At 62.8% G+C, this 20,417-nt stretch carries 15 protein-coding genes and 1 pseudogene; 8 read left to right on the top strand and 8 right to left on the bottom strand.

Annotated elements, in window-relative coordinates; all coding sequences use genetic code 11:
• The coding region (locus LJE63_15855; protein MCG6908077.1) for an IS110 family transposase at window positions 1-428 on the bottom strand (428 nt) is incomplete at its 3' end.
• 488 nt (window positions 429-916) lie between these two features.
• A complete protein-coding gene (polX, locus tag LJE63_15850; GenBank protein MCG6908076.1) occupies window positions 917-2,650 on the bottom strand; it encodes a DNA polymerase/3'-5' exonuclease PolX in 1,734 nt (577 codons plus the stop codon).
• Window positions 2,651-2,795: 145 nt separating this feature from the next.
• On the opposite strand from polX, the gene LJE63_15845 reads away from it, so the two are divergent.
• A complete protein-coding gene (locus tag LJE63_15845) occupies window positions 2,796-3,533 on the top strand; it encodes a hypothetical protein (GenBank protein ID MCG6908075.1) in 738 nt (245 codons plus the stop codon).
• A gap of 62 nt (window positions 3,534-3,595) precedes the next feature.
• Here LJE63_15845 and LJE63_15840 read toward each other — a convergent pair whose 3' ends face one another.
• Window positions 3,596-4,954 carry an alpha/beta hydrolase gene (locus LJE63_15840; GenBank protein MCG6908074.1) on the bottom strand — a complete coding sequence of 453 codons (1,359 nt, stop codon included), beginning with the start codon at window positions 4,952-4,954 and terminating at the stop codon, window positions 3,596-3,598.
• Between the two features lie 75 nt (window positions 4,955-5,029).
• Entirely contained in the window at window positions 5,030-5,605 is a 576-nt protein-coding gene (locus LJE63_15835; GenBank protein ID MCG6908073.1) for a lipid-binding SYLF domain-containing protein, read from the bottom strand.
• A 40-nt stretch (window positions 5,606-5,645) separates the two neighbouring features.
• On the opposite strand from LJE63_15835, the gene LJE63_15830 reads away from it, so the two are divergent.
• A complete protein-coding gene (locus LJE63_15830) occupies window positions 5,646-5,933 on the top strand; it encodes a hypothetical protein (GenBank protein ID MCG6908072.1) in 288 nt (95 codons plus the stop codon).
• A 2,265-nt stretch (window positions 5,934-8,198) separates the two neighbouring features.
• Here LJE63_15830 and LJE63_15825 read toward each other — a convergent pair.
• Window positions 8,199-8,363 (bottom strand): annotated as a pseudogene (locus LJE63_15825) (response regulator).
• Between the two features lie 414 nt (window positions 8,364-8,777).
• On the opposite strand from LJE63_15825, the gene LJE63_15820 reads away from it, so the two are divergent.
• The 6 genes from LJE63_15820 to LJE63_15795 all read left to right on the top strand — a co-directional run bounded on the left by LJE63_15820 (window position 8,778) and on the right by LJE63_15795 (window position 14,086).
• Window positions 8,778-9,083, top strand: a complete 306-nt coding sequence (locus LJE63_15820; GenBank protein ID MCG6908071.1) for a J domain-containing protein — start codon at window positions 8,778-8,780, stop codon at window positions 9,081-9,083.
• Window positions 9,080-9,823 (top strand): nucleotide exchange factor GrpE, encoded by a 744-nt coding sequence (locus tag LJE63_15815; protein ID MCG6908070.1) that lies wholly within the window; start codon window positions 9,080-9,082, stop codon window positions 9,821-9,823. Before LJE63_15820 ends, LJE63_15815 begins: the two co-directional genes overlap by 4 nt.
• Entirely contained in the window at window positions 9,823-11,556 is a 1,734-nt protein-coding gene (locus LJE63_15810; GenBank protein MCG6908069.1) for an Hsp70 family protein, read from the top strand. Before LJE63_15815 ends, LJE63_15810 begins: the two co-directional genes overlap by 1 nt.
• A 5-nt stretch (window positions 11,557-11,561) precedes the next feature.
• Window positions 11,562-11,852: a hypothetical protein gene (locus LJE63_15805; protein ID MCG6908068.1), complete on the top strand. Its 291-nt coding sequence runs from the start codon at window positions 11,562-11,564 to the stop codon at window positions 11,850-11,852.
• 74 nt (window positions 11,853-11,926) lie between these two features.
• Complete coding sequence (locus tag LJE63_15800) at window positions 11,927-13,189, top strand: tetratricopeptide repeat protein (protein MCG6908067.1); 1,263 nt, start codon at window positions 11,927-11,929, stop codon at window positions 13,187-13,189.
• Window positions 13,190-13,288: 99 nt separating this feature from the next.
• Window positions 13,289-14,086: a C39 family peptidase gene (locus LJE63_15795; protein MCG6908066.1), complete on the top strand. Its 798-nt coding sequence runs from the start codon at window positions 13,289-13,291 to the stop codon at window positions 14,084-14,086.
• Here the strand turns inward: LJE63_15795 and LJE63_15790 are convergent.
• The 3 genes from LJE63_15790 to LJE63_15780 all read right to left on the bottom strand — a co-directional run bounded on the left by LJE63_15790 (window position 14,026) and on the right by LJE63_15780 (window position 19,781).
• Window positions 14,026-15,354, bottom strand: coding sequence for a mechanosensitive ion channel (locus LJE63_15790; GenBank protein MCG6908065.1), 1,329 nt, complete (start codon window positions 15,352-15,354; stop codon window positions 14,026-14,028). The genes LJE63_15795 and LJE63_15790 overlap by 61 nt on opposite strands.
• Before the next feature lie 217 nt (window positions 15,355-15,571).
• Window positions 15,572-18,292, bottom strand: coding sequence for a GNAT family N-acetyltransferase (locus LJE63_15785; protein MCG6908064.1), 2,721 nt, complete (start codon window positions 18,290-18,292; stop codon window positions 15,572-15,574).
• A 229-nt stretch (window positions 18,293-18,521) separates the two neighbouring features.
• Complete coding sequence (locus tag LJE63_15780) at window positions 18,522-19,781, bottom strand: radical SAM protein (protein MCG6908063.1); 1,260 nt, start codon at window positions 19,779-19,781, stop codon at window positions 18,522-18,524.
• Window positions 19,782-20,417 lie beyond the last annotated feature (636 nt).

The raw sequence follows: 20,417 nt of genomic DNA, 5'->3' as shown, positions 1-20,417 counted from the left end.
CCCTGGGCCATCAGATCGGCCACATTGGCGCTGTCCTTGGTATCGTGCTTGTCCCAGCGCCCATCGAGGCTCTCGCGATTGTCGGCAATGGCCTTGTTGGAGACCAGCACCAGGAGTTGTCCTTGCTCCAGCAGCCAATGGGCCAGCGGCTTGTGGTAATTGCCGGTGGGCTCCAACCCAAAGGCGACCCTCTTGCAGCAATGGGCCACCATCAGCTGCTGGCAGCGCTCGAGGAGTTGCTCGAAACCCTTATTGTCGTTGTCAAAGATCAAACGCTTTAGCAGCGTCTTGCCGGTGGCGGTGCCGAAGAAGGCATGGTGGCGCTCCTTGGCCACATCGATGCCCACGAGCAGATAATCCCTGCAGCCGCGAACGGTGGTGCGAAATTGACAGAACGCCTCATACCTGTTAGCTTCCTCGTTACCCATGATAGCCTCCTTGTAGCGCGTGTTGAAGGTTTCCCACCTTTGTGCTACCTGGAGGCTATTTTCTTTTCAAGGCGATAATTACTTTTCTTTTTACTACTCTCGGAGGTGTATTCTCTAACTATTTCAATATATAACGTCCATTCATTTATAAGTCTGCCATTTGGGTGCGACCAGAAGTGGTATAGTGAATGTGGGGGAGGAGCAATCAAACTTATAAAGCAATGGACGCATATCACATCCAAGATGCCTGCAAAAATGCTGGAATCAGCATCGAGGCCCTTCGATCTGGCAGCCGGGTTGGGGTGCTGCCCGGGCTTCGGCGGGAATTGGCCCATCTTCTCGTTCTGGAGTTTGGCCTCACCCGTGCCGAAGCTGCCCACAGACTTGGAGTGGCCACCTCGGGGGTCGCGCAAATTCTCCGTCTGATGAATTAGTACCCTTTGTCAACAACGTCCTTTACTTTAGATATTGCAATGTGCAGCAACTTCCTATTTCCTTTTCAAGAGTTTCAGCAACTCTGCCACCGGGTGGGTGTTGACGACGTCGTCCTTGGTCAACCAGCCGCGGCGGGCTTGGTAGATGCCGTATTTCATGTTCCCCAATGCCTTGGTGCTGTGGGCATCCGTGGAGATCGCCACCTTCAACCTCATGTCCCGCGCCATGCGGCAGTGATGATCGTTCAGATCGAGGCGGTCGGGATGGGCGTTGAGTTCAAGGATGCAGCCTCTTTCCATGGCCGCCTTCATGATCTTCTCCATGTCCACCCCGTAGGCCTCGCGTTCGTTGATGAGACGGCCGGTGGGATGGCCGAGAATGTTGAAATGGGGATTGTCCATGGCGCGAATGATGCGTTTCGTCTGTTTCTCGCTGGAGAGGTTGAATTTGGAATGGACCGAGCAGACCGCCAGATCGAGCTTTCCAAGAACCGCATCCGGCAGGTCCAGGGAGCCGTCTGCGAGGATATCCACCTCGATTCCTTTGAGAATGCGAAATCCCGGATATTCGCCGCTGAGTTTGTCGATCTCCTCGATCTGCCGTTCCAGCTGTTTGCAGTCGAATCCTCTGGCGACACGCAGCGCCTGGCTGTGTTCGGTGATGGCCAGATAGCTGTAGCCGAGGTCCCGCGCCGCCGCCACCATCTCCCTGAGGGAAGAATGCCCGTCGGTGGCATGGGTGTGCGCGTGCAGATCGCCGCGGATGTCCTCCCGGAGGATGAGATGGGGTAGCTTGCTTTTCTGCGCCGCCTCGATCTCGCCGCGATTCTCCCGCAGTTCCGGAGCGATGTAGGGGAGGTCCACGGCAGCGTAGACCTCCTCCTCACTGGCCCCGGCAATGCGCTCACCGTCCCCGTCATGGCCCTGGAAAACCCCGTATTCGTTGATTTTGAGATCCTTTTTGACGGCGATCTTGCGGATGGCGATATTGTGTTCTTTGGAGCCGGTGAAGTAGTGGAGGGCGGCGCCGTAACTGACTTCCGGCACCACCCGCAGATCCACCTGGAGCCCGCTTTGCAGCCGCACCGTTGATTTGGTTTTGCCATTGGCGATCACCTCGGCCACGTCTTCGAAGCCGGTGAAACGGTCCATTACCGGGCTGTCTTTTTTACACGTTAGCAGGATATCCAGGTCACCCACGGTTTCCTTCCGACGCCGGTAGCTGCCGGCCACCGTCACCCGGTTGACGCCCTCGATTCCTTCCAGAAAGGATTTCAAGGAGTCCACCACCTGCTCCGCTTCCGCGAGTTTGGTCCGTTTCTCGGCCCCTTTTCGGCGGTGGAGCTCCTTGAGGATATGTTCCTCGGTTTTTTTTCCGAACCCATCCAGATCCCGGATATTCTCCTGCCGGGCCGCTTCGGCCAGATCCTCCAGGTCTTTGATGCCCAGCTTTTTGTAGAGGGCCGCCACCCGTTTCGGTCCGAGTTGGGTGATCCTCATCAGTTCCGACAAGCCTTCCGGGACCTCTTGCTCGAGATCCGCGAGCATTTTCAGGCTGCCGGTCGCGACGATTTCGGTAATTTTGCCGGCCAGAACCTTGCCGATGCCGCTGAGTTCGGAAAGGTCTTCGCCTTTCTCGATCATCACCGCCACGCTTTGGGGCTGGTCCTCGACGGTACGGGCGGCATGGCGGTAAGCCCGCACCCGGAACGGGTTGGCACCGCTGATTTCGAGCAGGTCTGCAATCTGGTTGAAAATGCGCGCGATGTCCGAATTGTGAACCGGCATGACAAAAACCTCTGCAGAAAGACTGCATGCACTGGAATTTTCCAGCCCTTGTCAACCTTGGCTAAAAAGCGCTAAAGGGGGATATACAAAAAGGGATGCCGCCCGTAGTTGAGGCGAGAAGCCGTCAGTGGAAAGGAGAACCATTATGAAAGCGTATCGTGTTTCCCCCATGATGGGGTGGGTACTTCTTTTCGTGTTCCCGATGTCGGTGGCCGCGCAAAACATCGAGGTCATCCCCATCACCTTCGCGTCGGGGGCTTCTTCGGCCACGGTCAAGGGAGCCATCAGCGGGGATCGGATCGTCGATTACACGCTGCGCGCCAAAGCCGGCCAGACCATGAAAGTCGCGCTTAAAACCAGCCACGCGAGCAACTACTTCAACTTGCTGCCGCCCGGTTCGGAAGCCGCGTTGGCCAACGGATCAGTGTCGGGCAACGACTGGAGCGGAACCCTGCCGGTGGACGGCGAATACACGCTGCGGGTCTACCTGATGCGCAGCGCCGCGCGCCGCAACGAGACCGCCAATTACACCCTGACGGTGGGCATTACGGGCAGCGCGGATGCCAAAGTTGCGGGAACGCCTTACAACGCCACCGGCATGGTGCCCTGCTCCATCGGCACGGATCCGAAAGCTTCGGCCCAATGTTCGTTCGGCGTCATCCGCAGCGCCCCGGGTCACGCCGAGGTGCATCTCGCGTCACCGGGCTTCGACGTCACATTGCACAAGGATGACTTGCGCGTCCTTAAATTCGCCGACGGCACGGTAACAAGCCCGGATCCCGAGGCCAGGGTTTCATCCGAACGGCAGGGTGACACCTGGTCGATCGGCGTCAACGACTTCTATTTCTACCTCATCCCGGAGGCGGTGATCTCCGGCGGCTGATGGGGTGCAATGGGGCGCATGGGGCGAAACTCTCCGGCTCGGGACTGTTGGCGGTCAATCGATCAGGGGCTTTTGGGGGCTTTCAACCAGCTATCTCCCAGTTCCCGGCGCACGGCCTCCCGGACTTTCTGGGGGTATTCCGGGGACATGTAGAAAACACCCTCCAGTTCTGCAGGGCTCAAACCACGGCGATAGGGCGGGGCATTGGTACGCAAGAGCAAAACGATGTCGCTGCTGGCCCAGGGGTGGCGATACCAGTAGTGGTGACCGATGATGTCGAAGCCGCGCCCCTCTTGCCTCAAAGAGAGGTCGACCACCTCGAAGTTGGCGATCTTCTCGGCTTTGGTCAGTTCCAGTTCCCACAATCCCGCGGACTCCACGCCGATGCGGGTACCACCGCCCATGTAATTTTCCGCGGCGAGCAATGCGGGGTCATGATCCGAGACGGTCACCACCACCTGTTGGGACAAATCGCTGACCGCGGGAAGCCGCTGATGAAACGTCTCGAGGGGAACATCGGCGGCGGCAAAAACCACCGCGCCCAGGCGGAAAGTCTGTCGCAGATCATCCCCGCTGAGGGTTGGATGGGCTGAACGCAACTCGTAGAGGGCCTTGGATGCTACCCGGGCCCCGGCGCTGTATGAGAGCAAATTGATGTGCTTTGCGGTCGTGTGCGCAGCCAGAAACTCCAGCAGGGCGCGCAGGGCCTGGCTGGAGTCTTTGGCCCGAACCACATCCTGGCCCAAAAGGTAGTTGAGAATGTTTTGGTGGGATGGCCAGGCGAAGGCGATGCCGACGAAATCACGCCCGGCAAAATGGTCGACCTCCGCGCTTATGACCAACGCGTTGAGAAAGTCGACCTTGGTTCCATGCACATAGACCATGATCTCCTTGTCCTGGGCCACCGCCAGTTCCATGTTGATTGCCGCCGCGAAGTCCTGCTGCTCGGCTGTCAGCACCTGGGGGGCCTCCGACCGGAAATTCTCCGGCAACCTGGCCAGCTGGTCACAATCCAATAAAGAAATCGTAACCGGAAAGTCTCGCTGGGGAGCGATTGACGCCGCATAGAGGTCTTCCCAGCTGAAATTCTCATCTCCGAAGCGCAAGGTGGCGATACCCATGTTGACCACGCTGCCCTTTGCGTTTCCGTAATGCAGACCGTCGGCGCCCGAATCCCGAGGTTGACGATTGGTGGCATAAAACACCGACACTACCGTGCCGCGAAGGATGGGATCCAAGTGGGCAAACGGATCGACGGCGGCTTTGTGATAGATGGCCGGGGTTTCCATCAGGGTATAGACCGGCGCCTTGGCACAGCCTGCCGCCAATACAACAATCAAGGAAAAGGCCAGCAAGGCGGCTGCCAGTCTGGCCGCAGCCGCCATCCTGGGTAAGGGATTGGTGGCGGTTTCCAGCGTCAATTTCCAAATCCTTATTGAGTCAGGCAAAACGACATGCGTGTCGGCTTGGCTCGCCACAAGGGTGGTGGAAGCTTATCACAGCGGCTCGAAGGTGAATTTCTGCCCAGCGATGGAGGCCTCGTACATCAGACCGCCCTTGCTGTGAACGAAGGTGGCCATTCCTTTGACGTATTCGGTTTCAGCCTGGACACCGGTCTTGGGGCCGGCACTGGCGCCGGCGCTCGTACCGGTGGTTCCGGCCTTGGCCTGGGCGCCGGCCGTTATGACGACCGCCTGGGCGGTTGCGCCGAACTCGAAATTGCCAGTGGTGAATTCGTCGTAGGCCCGCTTGTCCTGAAAGAAGATGATCTGGCTGAACGCCTCCCCGCCGAGCTGGAACCCGATCGAGCCCTCCATCACCGCAGTCTTCCCGGTAACCTTGCCGTCACGGTAGACCTGGCCCTTGCCGTAGGATCCGCCGACAACAAAGCCGGCCTTGCCAATGGTCGGAAAGACCGCGTAGCCGTATGAATTCTTGAAAAACTTCGCCACAGCCGGGGACTCCTTGAACACGTTGATGGTTCCGGAGTAGTCCGCGACCTCAGCTGCAGCGAAAACCGATGATGCACCCAACGCCACTGCGATGATAAATGCCAGCCCAATTTTTTTCATTTTCCGTCTCCTTTAAATGAAGGTTCAAGGCGCTGCCGGAATGGCAGGATCACCGGCTGGATGCGGCAGAAGGAAAGGTAACCATAAAATGCCAGGTTCGGGAAAATCTCTAGCCCTTGTCAAAGGCAATCATCCGCAACCCCTTGCAGCCGATTTTTACATTAAAAATTGCGGTTATCCACAAAGCTTAAGTTTGTTTTTTGAACGAAACGGCAAGCCGGGATATGTGTCACCGAAAGCAACGAAAATGAAACCAAATCTGAAACCAGGTTGGATTGTAAAACCTGGGCTCGGGAGGCAACTTGAGCTTTTTAGATATCCGCGTTAAAAATTTCGATCTTTTCTCATACACATGGATAGTTAAAATTTATTCTAATGCCTTTTTTTTCTTGCTGCAACAGCGCGGGAAAAAATTCCGCCCGGGTGGGTTGCGGGTTTGTCAAAAAGTCATCCCGGGACATGGTGGATTGCGGTACAAGGAGCACCTTCAGCGTGGGCCGCAGCGGGCGGTGCAGATCTACTAGTAGTGTGGTAGTGGAAATTTGGGTCCGAACACAAAATGTGGTATCCTGACTTGACAAGAGCCACCATATGTTACTATATCGGGCGAAACCCGAGCAGGATATCGAAATGGCCAAAAAAAATAAGCGCAAAAAGAGATCCGCCCGGTCTTTGACCGCCGCCGTGAAAAGGTCCCCCGAGCAGATGGTGCAGCTGGCCGAAAACGCCCTGGCCCAGGGCCAGCTGCGGAAAGCCTGCACCTTGTTCAGACAGCTGTGCCAGGACGATCCCGATTGCTACCTGGGGCGCTGGGTCGATGCCTCCCAGCGGCTCTTCGATCAGCTCATGGCGGACGGTTGTCTGGTGGAGGCCAAAGCCCTTTTGGTGAGCCTGGAGCGCAAGGTCGGGGCCGACGCCATTCGCTCGAGCCTGATGCATCTGGCCTTGCACCAGGGGGACTTTGTCCGGGCCGCATCACTGGCTGCCGCCGAAATAGCCGAAGGCGCCGCCTTGACCGACCCGCAGCTGGCTCGCGCGGTGGACGCGCTGGTGCTCGATTTCCAGGAGGGCGATCCCGAACCGGTGCTGCCCCCCCAACTGGCGGCCGACCGCCAGCGGGTATGGCAGGCGCTGGGGTTGGTCTCCCGAGGGGATTTCGATGCCGCGCTGCAGGCGGTCAGACCTGTGGGCCTGGGGTCACCCTTTGCCGACTGGAAGTGGTTCATCAAAGGCCTCTGCGCCTTTCACACCGGCCAGGACCCCAAGGCGCGCCAGGCCTTTGCCCGCCTGGCGGCCGGTTCGCTGCCTGCCAAGGCCGCCGACGCCTATCTGCTGCTGCTGGGAGAAGGGCCGGGAGAGGAGCCGAACCCCAAAAACCCGGCGGTTCTCCAGGCGGCCTGCCTTCTGGCCGGCGTCGGCGATGTCGGATCCGTGATCGTACGCGCCGACACCCTCTGGCAGACCGGGCGCCACCGCGATGCCTTGCGCCACGTTCAACGCCATCTGGCCGATTTTCCCTCCGATCAGCCCGGTTTGCAGCAGGACCTGACGCAGTTTTTTTACAGCGCCTGGATCGACCTGCCCGAGCGGCAGGCGGAGGCCTACCTCGATTTTCTCCTTCGCAGTGCGCAAAAACGTCGTCAAGCCGGCGCCGTGGAAAAGCTGCTGGCATGCAGGGCCGAAGCCCTGTGGCTGGAGCGGCACTTGTGTGACGACAGCGATCTGGTTGAGGCCTGGGAGGACGTCCTGACCACTTACCAGGCGCGCCATGGCCACCAGGCGCGGGTGGCCGCGATTGTCTACCAGCATCTGGGGGATCTTTTCACCCAGGAGGTTGAGGAGGAGACGCCCTTCGACTTTTTCTTCTTAAGCCGGCGTTCCAAACGCACCCGCCTGCGAAACCCGCGGCTGGCCGCCCAGTTCTATCAGCAGGCGCTTAACGCGGATGCGGACAACCCCGAGGGGTATTTCGCGCTGCTCGGCTTGTATGAAAAGACGGCTGAAAAATCCAAAGTCAACCGAACCCTGGATGATATCATCCGACGCTTTCCCGACAACAAGACGGCGTTGCTGAAGGCCGGCATCCGCTGCCTGGAGCGCGACGCGTTCAACAAGGGCATGGGCTATCTGGAGCGGGCGCTGGCGTTGGACCCCATCGACGCCCAGGCCCGCGAGGGGTTTGTGATCGCCTGCATCCAGGCCGGACTGCGCTATGCCCAGAAGGACCGCATGGCGCAGTGCCGCGAAGTGATGCAAAGGGCGCTGGCGCGCGCCAGCAAGCGGACCGATGATTTCAACCTGGGGCGCTGCTATCTGCATGTCCGCTGGGCGGTGATGGCCGAGATTGGCGGGGACCCCGCCGAAGCCGCGCGGCAGATGGCCGCTGCCGCCGCCTTGAACGCGGATGACTTTCGAATGGATTATTTTGCGCTCCTGATGGGCGTACTCTATGGTCAGCCGCCGGAAGGCCTCGAGGAAAGGCAGCGGCGGGTCATCGGGGCCATCGAACGGGGTCTGACGGTGGAAAAAATGCTGTCCATGGTGGCGGTTCTAGAGTATTTTCGCCGCCTGCCGCCCAAGCGCCGGAAGTGGCTCCCGGCCGAGGAGGCCCTTTTCGGGCGCCTGCTGGCCAAGGCGGCCCGCCTGGAGTGGCTCCCGGAGCAGGCCCGGCCGGTGGTCGCGTTTGTCCTATCGGCCGAAAAGCCCCATCTCCCATGGGTCGAGCCCCTGGTGAAGGCGGTCCTCGGCCGCCACCCGGATGACCCCTGGTTCCGCTGGTTCCGCTTTATGCTGGATTACGGCACCCAACCCGGGTTGTCCCACGCCAACCCGCGGGTCGGCAAGGACTTGCAAGTGGTCCGGGCTCTGGCCGAAAAGGCGGGCGATACCGAACTGATCGCCCAAATCCGCAAGGTGGAAAAGGTCATCGAGGAGGCCCGCCGCATATTCGAAAGCTTCGGGAAAGATTTCCCCGGGCTGGATATCACCGATGACGACGAGGATGACGACTACGAGGGCGAGGAGGATGAGGAGGATGAGGAACCGTCGCCGCGGCGCAAACTGCCGCCCCCGCCGCGGCAGCTGGATCTCTTTTGAGCGCGGCCCGGGGTGAGCGCAATGGGCAGACAGAGTTCCGATCCCCTCCCCCAATAGACGATTGGAGTGTGACATCATGGACCCATACGAAATTCTGGGGCTGACCCCCGAGGCCGATGATGCGGCCATCCGCACCGCCTACCTCGAACTGGTGCGCCGCTATCCGCCCGATCATCACCCCCAGCGGTTTGCCGCCGTCAGCGAGGCCTACCAGATTCTCAAGGATGAAGGCGCCCGGCTGCGCCACCAGCTCTTCAACCTCGATTCCGGCCTGCGCTCCCCCATCGAGGTCCTGCAGCGCCGATTTGCCGCGCCCGAGGCCCGTAGGCCGCTGACCGCGGAGGCCTTGCAGCTGTTTCTGCGCCAAAGGGCGATGCAATGACGGACGATTTTGAAGCGCCGGCGGATTTCGCTCGCGAACCGGACGGCGGGCCGGCGGACGGCCGGCCCCCCGGCGCGGACCCGGATTGGCGCGCCACCCTGGAGCGGAATTTTCGGCAGTGGCTGCAGGAGGTGGAAGCCGACCCGTCGGCGGCCCTGCCCGCCGCCGAGGACGGCCCGGACCTTTACGCTTTCTATGAGGCCTTGTGCGTGGTGCGCACCGAAGTACGCCACCAGACCCGGCGCAGCCACGAGTCTCTGGGCCGCTTCGGGGAGGCCCTGGCGGGCTTCGAGGAGCTGCTGCGGAAGCTGAACCAGCGTGTGATTCAGATCGACAGCGAGCGCGGCGGGCTGGACGACGCCGGCCTGCACGCCCTTTTACTCTCGCTGGTGGAACTCTTCGAGCGTTTCGAGCGCATTCAGAACCGCTTGCGGATCCCCCCGGCGACCGGCTGGTTTGCGCCTCCCCGCCGCTGGTCGGCCGCTTGGTCGGCCCTGCGGGAAGGTTTTGACATATTAAACGATCATTTTCAGCAGCTCCTGCAAAACCAGGGGGTCACCGTGATCGCCTGCAAGGGCCGGGCGTTCGACCCCACCCTGATGAAGGCCGTTGCGGTCCGGCAGACCGCCTCTGTGCCGGCCAACACGGTGTTGGCGCAACTCTCCGGTGGCTACAGCTACCGCGGGCGGGTGTTGAAGTTTGCCGAAGTCAAGATTGCCGTGGGAAAGGAAACAAGCTGATGGCCGCTATTGTTGGAATCGATCTGGGCACCACCTATTCCGAGGTGGCGGTGCTGCGCGATGGCCAGCCCGAGGTCGTCCCGGTGGACGGGGAGCCGATCATGCCGTCGTGTGTCGGCCTGGACAGCCAGGGGGCCCTGATTGTGGGGCGCGCAGCGCGCAACCAGATGGCGCTGGCCCCCGAGAACACCATTTTATCCATCAAGCGCAAGATGGGCAAAAACGAGCCGGTGACCCTGGGGGAGCGAAACTTCAGCCCGGAGGAGATTTCGGCCCTGATTCTGCGCAAACTCAAGCAGGCTGCCGAAGCGCATCTGGGGGAGGCGGTGACCCAGGCCGTGATCACCGTGCCGGCCTATTTCGACGACGCCCAGCGCAAGGCCACCCAGAACGCCGGTCAGCTGGCGGGCCTTGAGGTCCTGCGGATCATCAACGAGCCCACGGCCGCCGCCCTGGCCTACGATGCCGGGCTGGAAGAGGACCAGACCATCCTGGTCTACGACCTGGGGGGCGGTACCTTCGATGTGTCGCTGGTGGTTGTCGAAAAGGGCGTGGTCGAGGTCAAGGCCAGTCACGGCGACACCGCTCTCGGCGGGGACGACTTCGACAATCTGCTGATAGCGCATGCCGCCGAGGTGTTCCGCGAAGAAAAAAAAGTCGACCTGCTGCAGGAGCCCCGGGTCCGCAACAGGCTCTGGGCGGCGGTCGAGGCGGCCAAACGCAAGCTCTCCGACGTTCCCTTCGCCCGCATCCGGGAGGAATACCTCTGGCAGGACCATCACCTGGATCTGGAAATCGCGCGCCACGACTACGAGGAGATGATCCGCCCGCTGGTCCGCAAAAGCATGGACTGCGTGCATCACTGCCTGCGCGATGCCAGCCTGCTGCCCGGCGCCGTCGACCGCGTCATTCTGGTGGGCGGGGCCAGCCGCACACCGTTGATCTCTGAATTGATCCGCCAGGAAATGCGCCGGGAACCGGCCTTCGAGATCAACCCCGAGCTGATCGTGGCCATGGGGGCCGCAATTCAGGCCGGGGTCCTGGCCGGGCAGCAGACCCGCTCGGTCCTCGTGGACATCACCCCATACACCTTCGGAACCCAGGCGCTGTCGTTTCAGCACGGCGAAATGCGCGACGATCACTTTGTCCCCATCATCCGCCGCAGCACGCCGCTGCCGGTCTCCAAGGCCGAAGTCTTTGTTACCGCGGTGGACGAGCAGCGCCAGGTGGATGTGCGCATCTATCAGGGGGAAGCGCCGTCGGTGGACGACAATATCTTCATCGGCAATTTTTTGGTCGAGGGCCTGAGCAAAGTGCCCGCCGGCAACGAGATCATTTTGAACCTGGCCCTGGACCTCAACGGCGTGCTGAGCGTGACGGCGCTAGAAAAACGCACCGGGCTTTCCAAGACCGTGCGAATGGAAACCGGCGGCAAGGGGCCCGACTTCGACCTTCAGGCGGCCCGGCGCAATCTGGCCGAGCTCGGCGACGATGAGCCGGCGGCCGATGAACCGGGCGCTTCCGTACCGGCGGATCGGCAGGACCTGCTGGCCCGGGCCAAGGACCAGCGGCGGCGGGCCATGGCGCTCATGGCGAACATCGACGAGACCGACGCCGGTGAGCTGCGCTTGCTCCTGCAGCAGGTCCAGGACGCCATCGGGAGCGGCGATTTCACCAAGCTGGCCGATGTCCTCACCTCCCTGGACGATATGCTCTTTTACCTGGAGGACTGAAGGCCTTGAACTGTCCGGCTTGCAGGCGGCCCAACGAGAACAGCGACACCTGCGCCCGCTGCGGGGCGGACCTCACGGCCTTGCAACGCGTGCGGGCGGCGGCGCAGGCGCAGCTGGCCAGGGGCCGCCGGCTGTTGCAGCAGGGTCGGGGGGGCGAGGCCCTGGGGTGCGCGACCCTGTCGTGGCGCCTCAAAAAGAGCCCCGCGGCGGCCCGCCTGGCCTTCCTGGCCAGCCTCCAACTGGGGCGCTTCGACCAGGCCCGGCGCTGGTACGCGGCCGCCGCCGGCGGAGAGTAGGGCGGCCGGCCCGCGAATCCTCCATCAGCATCTATTCAACCCGGCCCGCCCTGACCTTGGCGGAGACCCCCAGCATGCGTTTTTTGAGTCTTTTTTCCGGCCCGTCCCCCGAAAAGCTGGAGCAAAAAGGCGATGTCCTGGCCGCGGCCGGCTATTGGGGCGAGGCCCGCCTGCTCTACGAGCGCGCCCGTGACAAGCTCGCCAAGCGCGGCGGGCCGGCAAACGGGCGGCAGGCGCGGCTGGCGGTCAAGATCCGGCAGGTGCGCGAGGCCCTGGCCCGGGAGCATCAGCGGACCGCAGCGAACCTGGCCGAAAACGATTGCCTGGCAGAGGCCCGCGAGCTGCTGCTGGTGGCGCTCGGGATCAGCGCCGATGAAGGGCTGCGCGCCTCCCTCAAAGCCCAGCTGCAAGGGCTGGCGGCCCGCGAGCGGGCGGGGGCCGATGCGGCCGTTCCCGACCCGCCCCAGAGCCTCGCGGACGAGGGAGACCTTTCCTGGCCGCCGGAGCCCGAGGCGGTGGGCGCGGCGGCGGAAGCGGAATATTTCTTCGCCCTCTGCAGCACGCTGCCCGAGGCGGTGCGGGATGCCTACCTGGGCTACGGTGAAACCTTCAAGTCCGGTTTCATCGCGCTAAACCGCGGCGACTTCGCCGCCGCCGCCAGGCTTCTGGGGCGGGCCATGGCCCAGAACCCCCAGCCCGGGAGCTATATCCCGCTGGAGCTGGCCACCGCCTGCCTGAACCTGGGTCGGCTGGGGGCCGCCCGGCGGCTGCTGGAAACTTTCATCCCGCATCACCCCGCCGCCCTGCCCGCATACCAGATGCTGTGCGAGATTTACTGGGAACTGAAAGAATTCGATCGCGCCCATGCGCTCCTGGCCGGTCTGCCACCGGAGCTTGCGGCCTCCCAGGCCGCGGTGGGCCTCAAAGGTGAAACCCTCTATCAAGCCGGAGAGCTGGAACAGGCCGCGTCTTTTTACCGGGATGTGCTGGCGGTTTTCGGCTGGAGCGAGGCCGTCGCCGTCGCGCTCGCCAAGGTCTATGAAGCCCTGCGCCAACCCGCCGCCGCGCGCGCGCTTTACGGGCGGATATTGGGGGCGGGCGGGGCCCATTGCGACCCGGAGATCCGGCACCGCTATGCGGAGCTTTCCTTCGCCGCCGGCCTGCGGGGGGAGGATATCCTGGAGCTCTACCTCGCCCTGGCGCGCGAGCTGCCCGAAAACGCGGCGCTATATTACGACCGCATCAGCCGGATCTACACGCGCCTGGGCAACAGTGTCGAGGCCGCCCGCTTCCGCGCCTTTTCGGAACGGGTGCGCGGCAGGCGACCCGGACGCTGAAGCCCGGGGGCGGCGAACCCACCTATCGTCAAGGGGCCCACGGCGGATGCCCCGTTTTCAGGGCGCCTGTGCCCGCCGCGGCCACGTCGGGAAACCCTCATGAAAATGGTGATCGATTTCGACATCCTCAAGCAGCCCGACGCCACCACCTGCGGCCCGACCTGCCTGCATGCCGTCTATCGCTACTACGGCGAGGACCTGGCCCTGGGCGACCTGATCCCCGAGATCCCCGAACTGGACCAGGGTGGCACGCTGGATGTCTATCTGGCCTGCCACGCGCTGCGCCGCGGCTATCAGGCCACCATCATCCCCTACAACCTGCAGCTCTTCGATCCCACCTGGGCGCGCGCATCGCAGGCCGAGCTGGCGGAGAAGCTTCGGCGCCAGCTGGCCTGCAAAAAACACCTGCCCGGCTTTGCCGTCGCCACCCAGGCCTATCTGGAATACCTCGCGCTGGGCGGCCGGCTGCGCTTCGAGGTCATGACAGCCGCCCTCATCCGGCGCTACCTGAAACGGGCGATCCCGGTGCTGACCGGTCTGAGCGCCACCTACCTTTACAATTGCGCCCGGGAATACGATCTCGACGGCCGGGCGGTTTTCGACGATGTGCGCGGCGTATCGGCCGGGCACTTCGTCGTTCTTTCCGGCTACAACCGCGAAGACCGCAGCGTCCGGGTGGCCGACCCCTTCCTGCCCAACCCCTTCTCGCCGACCCGATACTACGACGTCAATATCTACCGCCTGATCTGTGCCATCATGCTGGGCATTTTGACCTATGACGGGAATCTGCTGATCATCGAGCGGCCTAAACCCCTTGGGCGGCGCCGCCAGCCCGCTCAGGCATCATCCGGGGCCGGCTTAAGCAGGTTCTGCCCTTTTTCCGGCGTTCGTGAGTGACGCGCCTGGGCCTCGATCTCGCCGGCCTCGCTGCGCAGACCGCCTTCGGCATCCGTGGACACGCTCTCCGGCGTCGCGGGCGGTTGTGGGGCGCTTGCTGCCGGGGGCCTGGTGCCCTTTGTCGGCACCTCTTCCGGGGTGGTCAGGCGAACCGCCACCCCCTCGGGAAAAATGACCTCCCGGGCCTCGTCCGGCATAGAGATGCCCGCCTCCTGGAACCCCCGTTTGACCAGCCGGATGACCGAGGATTTGACCTTCAGCAGGCTGTGCTGCCCGCCGTCCAGCCAGAAGTAGATTCGCAGATCGACGGTGGCCTTGTTCAAATTCTCCACCAGCACCAGGGGCTCGGGGTCCTTGAGGACCGCCGGGTGCTCGGCCAGGATTTTGAGGACCATCTCCTGAGCGGCCAGAATCTCGTCATCGTAGCCGATGCCCACCGTGAACTCCGCCCGGCGGTTGGGGTTGCTGGTGTAGTTGTGGATGCTGTTCTTGTAGACCGTGGCGTTGGGAATCTGGACGTGGTTGCCGTCGGGGGTCATCAGGACCGTGGCCCGGATGGTCAGCATCTGCACGAACCCCAAAATCCCGGCGATCTCGATCAGGTCGCCGTTGCGAAAGGGGTTTTGGACGCTCAAAAAAATGCTGGCCAGGAGGTTTTCGGTGATGTCGCGGAAGGCGATCCCCAGCACGATGCCCAAAAGCCCGGTGCCGCCCATGATGGTGAGGGCCATGGTGGTCAGTCCGGCCACCTGGAAAACGAGGTAGAGGCCCACCAGCAGGACCACCAGCGCGACCCCGCGCGAGATCAGATCCTGCAGCAGGGGGTTGATGTCGCGGCGGCGCAGGGAGGCGCGCGCGGCCGCCTTTAAAAGTCGCGCGGCCCCGAAGGTGACCGCCAGAATCAAGACGCCGAAGACCACAAAGGGTGAGCTGCGCACCACGGTTCGCCACTGCTCCCGCAAACCCTCCATGGCCGGCCGGAAATCCCAGAGCGAGGGTTCCTTCAGCCCGATCTGGTTGACCACCGCCACCACATCCTGGGTGTTGCGCGCCAGGTCTCCGGCCCACTTGCGGAACTCGGCGCTCTCCGTCATGCCCGTGAGAAAAACCACCCCGTCGTGCACCCGCACCTCGGGGGCCGTGAACCAGCCGGTGGCCTGGAGGATGTCCTCCAGCCGGCCGCGGATCTCGTGGTCGCGGGCCAGCGGCTTGACCTCCACCCGCGTCGGCGCCTGGGGGGAGTCCTCCCTCGGCCCTGGGGCGGGCATTTTTTCTCCCGCCGTGGTGGTTCCCTGATTTTGCTGGGCCGCAAGCGGTGCGGCGGCCGCGGTCCAAAAAGACAGCAGGAGCGCTGCCAGCCAAAGCAGGCCCCAATGCGCCCGCCGCTGGGTGGCGCCGGGCCCTCTGCTCTGTCTGGCGCCAGCCGGGGTGGCGGCCCGTGTCGCGGCGCGATCCGTCCGGATCTCCATTGCACCCTCCCTCCCGTCATGCTTGCGGTTTGAATTGCCCGGCGCTGCAGAGGTCTTCAAACCGGGTCTTTTCCAGGTCGATGTTCAGCCGGCACTCCATGCCGTCGCTCGACCACTTAACGTCAAAACCAAGCTTTTCGCCCAAGGCCAGCATGTTGACATTGTCCCGCAGCACGATGCCCCAGACGTTGGTCAGGCCCCGCTCCTTGGCGATTCTGAGCACATGCGCGAGCAGATTGGCGCCAACGCCCTGAGCGTGCCACGGGTCGCCCACCAGGATGGAGAACTCGCCGTGGGTGCCATCCGGGTGAATGAACACCTGGGAGACGCCGATCATTTTTTCCGCCCCGCCGTCGTCGTCGATGGCCACCATGGCAATTTCGCGGTCGTAGTCCACCTGGGTGAAGCGGGCCAGCATCTTGTGGGACAGGCTCTTCATGGCGCTAAAAAAGCGGTAGTAGATGCTGGTGGGCGAAAGGGTCTCGAAGAGTTCCACAAAAAGATCGGCATCCACCGGTTTGATCGGGCGGATCAAAAGCGATCGGCCCGATGGGGTTTCCAGCCGGCACGCGTACTGCTCCGGGTAGGGGCTGATGACCAGGTGCAGGGGCGATCGGACCGCGCTTTCTTCAAGCCGGATGCGGGCGTCGATGGCGAAAAGGGCGCCATTTTTGACGATCACCGGGTTCATGTCCAGTTCCTGGATTTCGGGGAAATCCACCATCAGCTGGGACAACCGCAAAATGAGCCCTTCCAGCTGATCCATGTCGACCCCCGGGCGCCCGCGGTAGCCTTTGAGGATCTTAAACACGCGGGTTTGCTCCAGCAGCCTGCGGGCGATCAGGCGGTTCATGGGCGGCAGCCCCAGGGCGCGGTCCTTGAAGATCTCGGTGTAGATCCCGCCCATCCCGAAAAGAATCGCCGGCCCGAAGCTGGGGTCCTTTTTGGCCCCCACCAGAAGTTCCACGTCCGGGCGGCTGATCATGGTCTGCACCGTAACCCCCCGGATGCGGGCATCGGCCTTGTAGCCTCTGGCCCCGTCCATGATGGCGTCAAACGCCGCCCGCACCTGGCGGGCATCCGAGAGGTCCAGCTGAACGCCCCGGGCGTCGGTCTTGTGGGTGATATCCGGTGACAGGACCTTGAGAACCACCGGGTAGCCAAGTTCCTCGGCGATGGCGACGGCCGCCTCCTTCTCCTCCGCGATCCGGGTCTGGTTGACGGGAACCCCATAGGCGGCCAATATCTCCTTTGATTCGGTTTCCTCGAGGAACTGACCCGGCTGCGCCAACCCCGCTTGAATTTTTTCCTCGGCCGCCTGGCGGTCGAAGCTCGGTTCGTGGGCGAGCCTGGGCGGGATTTCGCTCAGCAACTCCAGGTTGCGGCCGTAGTCATGCAGGTAGAGGAAGGCGCGGATGGCGCGCTCCGGGGTTTCGTAGGTGGGCACACCGGCGGCGTTCAGAATAGCGATCCCCTTGGCCACGTCCCGTCCGCCCAGCCAGGCGGCAAAAACGGGAAAGCGCTGGCGGCGGATGAGCTCGGTGATCCGCTCGGCGACATCCTCGGGCCGGGTGAGTGCCTGGGGGGCGAGGATCAGCAGAATGCCGTCGAATTGGCCGGAGTCGATGCAGGTCTCGATGGTCTGGGCGAACCGCTGGGGGGAGGCGTCCCCCAGAATGTCGATGGGGTTGTTGCGGCTCCAGAAGGCCGGCAGAACCGCATTCAGTCTGTCCATGAGGTCCTCGCCGAGGGGCGCCGGGTCCAGTCCCCAGCGGGCGAGGGCGTCGGTGGCCATTACCCCCGGGCCGCCGCCGTTGGTGATGATGGCCAGGCGCGACCCGGTGGGCCGGGGCTGCTTGGCCATCAACTCGGCGCAGTCGAAAAGGTCCTGAATGGTGTCCACGCGCACCACCCCGGTGCGCTGAAAGGCCGCGTCGTAGACGGCGTCCTCGCCGGCCATGGCGCCGGTGTGGGATGCCGCCGCCTGGGCCCCGGCGGCGCTGCGGCCGGATTTGAGCACGACGATCGGTTTGACCCGCGAGACCGCCCGCGCGGCGCTCATGAACTTTCGGAAATGGGTCAGGTTTTCGATGTACAACAGAATGCTTTGGGCCTGGGGGTCGTTTCCCAGGTAGTCGATCATGTCGCCGAAATCGACGTCCAGCATGGAGCCGATGCTCACAAAATGGCTGAAACCGATCTGCTCCTGGAAAGCCCGGTCGAGAATGGCGGTGCAGATCGCCCCGCTCTGGGAGATAAAGGCCAGGTTGCCCGCTGCCGGCATGTCCGCGGCAAAGCTGGCGTTGATTTTTTTCCCGGGCAAAATCACCCCCAGACAGTTGGGGCCGACGATCCGCAGGCCGCCCTGACGGGCGATTTTCGAAATTTCGTGTTCGATTTTGCGGCCCTCTTGGCCGGCCTCCTTGCCGCCGGCCGAGATCACGATCGCCCCGCCGACCCCGTTGCGGACGCATTCCGCGGTGATTTCGGGGACCGTCGCAATCGGGGTTGCGATCACCGCCAGATCCACCGCCTGGGGGACATCCATCAGCGATTTGTGCGCATTTAACCCCATTACCTGGCTGTAGTTGGGGTTTACCGGGAAAAGCGCCGCCCGGCTGCCGCCGCGCACGAGATTTCTGATCAGCGCCTCACCCACGGTCCCCGGCCGTTCGCTGGCACCGACGACGGCGATGGATTTGGGCGAAAAGATTTTTTCCAGGTTGTATAGCCCCATCTGGATCCCTCCTTTCGTGGTGAATTCCAAGGGGGGTTTTCGGCGGGCACGAGGCTGGTCCGCCCCACCCGACAGATAGGCCATGGGCCTGGCGGCCGCACCCGGCCGCACCGCGGTCCATGCCTCCAAGCTTGCAGTCAAAACAGTAAAGGAAGTGGGGCGGGATGTCCACAAAGATCGCGAACGGAGGCGGGGAGGGTCGGGATTTTCCTGTTGGGGTGTGCAGCGCTCAGGCAAAGTGTGCCAAAGCGGCGGTCCGCGGCGGTTTACGGCCGTCGAAGAAATCGCATGCGGCGTAATAGCGCAGATCCTGCCCCCAGAGGGCGAAAAAGCGGGGGCTCCTGCGGAGCTTCAAGACCAGCCGGCAGGGGTGGGACAGCGCCTGGAGAACGGGACCGAAGAGCTCCGAGGGGTCCCGGAAACATTCCCAGTCGCAACGGCGGCAATCATTTTCCCCGGGTTCCGGGGCCGGCCCGGAATCCGGGAAGGGGCCCAAATCCTCGTTGCCCCGGTAGCCGCAGGGGTAGGTGTGGCCGTCCCTGGCGTCGATGAAGAAAAAGTCCCGGCCGCCCCGGCACGGATACCCAACGGTGCTGTTCTCGGCGTAGTGTTGCTGAAGCGCGTAGACCGCGCAGAGGGGGGAAAAAATCCGGATTTTGGAACGGAATCGGGGGATGGTGTGCAGCAGGGCGCGGTAGAGCTGCGCTTTCTCAAACTGCGAAAAGCGTACGATATCGTCCGTGGCGGTTGCGCCGTAAACCGCCCCCAGTCCGGCCTCCAGCTGCTGGGTGTCGATGCTCATGGGATAGCAGGTGTTGACCAGGGTAAACCCGAGGTTGATCACCGTTCGGTAAAAGCGGGCCAGGGCGTCGCGGAAGATGGGGTAGCGCCCCGCAGGCTCCGCCCCGGGCGGCAGCGCCAGCAGCCGCCGGGTGCGGGCTCCCCCCATGTTGCGGTTGAGACCCAGATTGACCGAGGGGTAGATCCCGTGAGCGTGAAATATGGGAAGCGCGCGCTCGATACCCCGCACCACCCCCTTGAAACCCCGCATCCGCTCGTGCACCTCCGGCTCGGCGGAATCCAGGCTGATCCACATATTGCGCAGCGGCGTGGCCGCGAGGCGCTCGGCGATGCGCGTTATCCGGCTTTCAAAAGAGGGCCGGTCAGCACCCTGAAACCAGAACCCGTTGGTGCCGGTGCGGGTATAGGTGATGCCGGCCGCCCCGGCGTAGTTCAACAGTTCCACCAGGGCATCCGGGAACAGGAAGGGCTCGCCGCCCGTAAATGAGACCGCCGCCACGCCGCGGGCGGCCGCGGCGTCGATGACCCGCTTGATGGCGTCGACCGCCAGGGTCGCGCGCTTGAAACCCGCCGTCACCCGCATGCCGCATTGCGGGCAGCGGGCGTTGCAGTGGTCGGTGAGTTGGACCACCAGCTGCCCGGGAACGCGACGGGCACGCAGGGATTTCAGCAAGGGGGTAATCATCATCGGCTTTTCCGTTTTCGGGCGGGTCGGAGCGACGGTCCTGTTCCCCCTGCCAGGCGGCGGGACCGCTCTCCCAAAGGGGGTCTTTTCAACGTGCGGCGTTCAAATCAGAGCAAGGTTAGGCCTTGATGACGTTTCGGCTAGGGGCGTGTGAATCGGGGTGCGGGCGGCGCCTTTACGCGCTTCGAAAGGCCCGGGGCGTCTTGGGGATCGGCTGGTGCGGGGAGTGGGCGATTTTTTCAAGGCTAACTCAAAATTAATTTTAACCTAACCATTTTTTAATAAAATGATGTGCAAATAATAAGTTTTTAATTGTAGGCAATTTAATGATCGCTTTTCTTGACTTTCAAAGCCATTTCCCTGCAATATTATTATAAGAAAGCCCGTCCCGGCACAGGGCCCACCGCATGATCGGCCTTTTGCAGGGGGGGTGGCCTTAACCACCAGGTCCGCCCCGGCGGATCCAACCGGCTGCCGTATCCTGGTTAAAAACACCCGGACGGCAGGCAGATTCTCTAAGGAGGGGGTCATGAAACTCTTCAACGGCTTCAATGTCGGCAGTCTGGCGATCGGTGCAGGGGTCGTGCTGCTGGCCCCGGTGATCATTCCCGTCGTCGGCAGCATTTTGAAACCATTGAC

The organism is Desulfobacteraceae bacterium (assembly GCA_022340425.1).
Classification (GTDB): Bacteria; Desulfobacterota; Desulfobacteria; order Desulfobacterales; family JAABRJ01; genus JAABRJ01.
The sequence above is the reverse complement of the archived record's forward strand: the minus strand, read 5'-3'. Positions and strand labels throughout refer to the sequence as shown.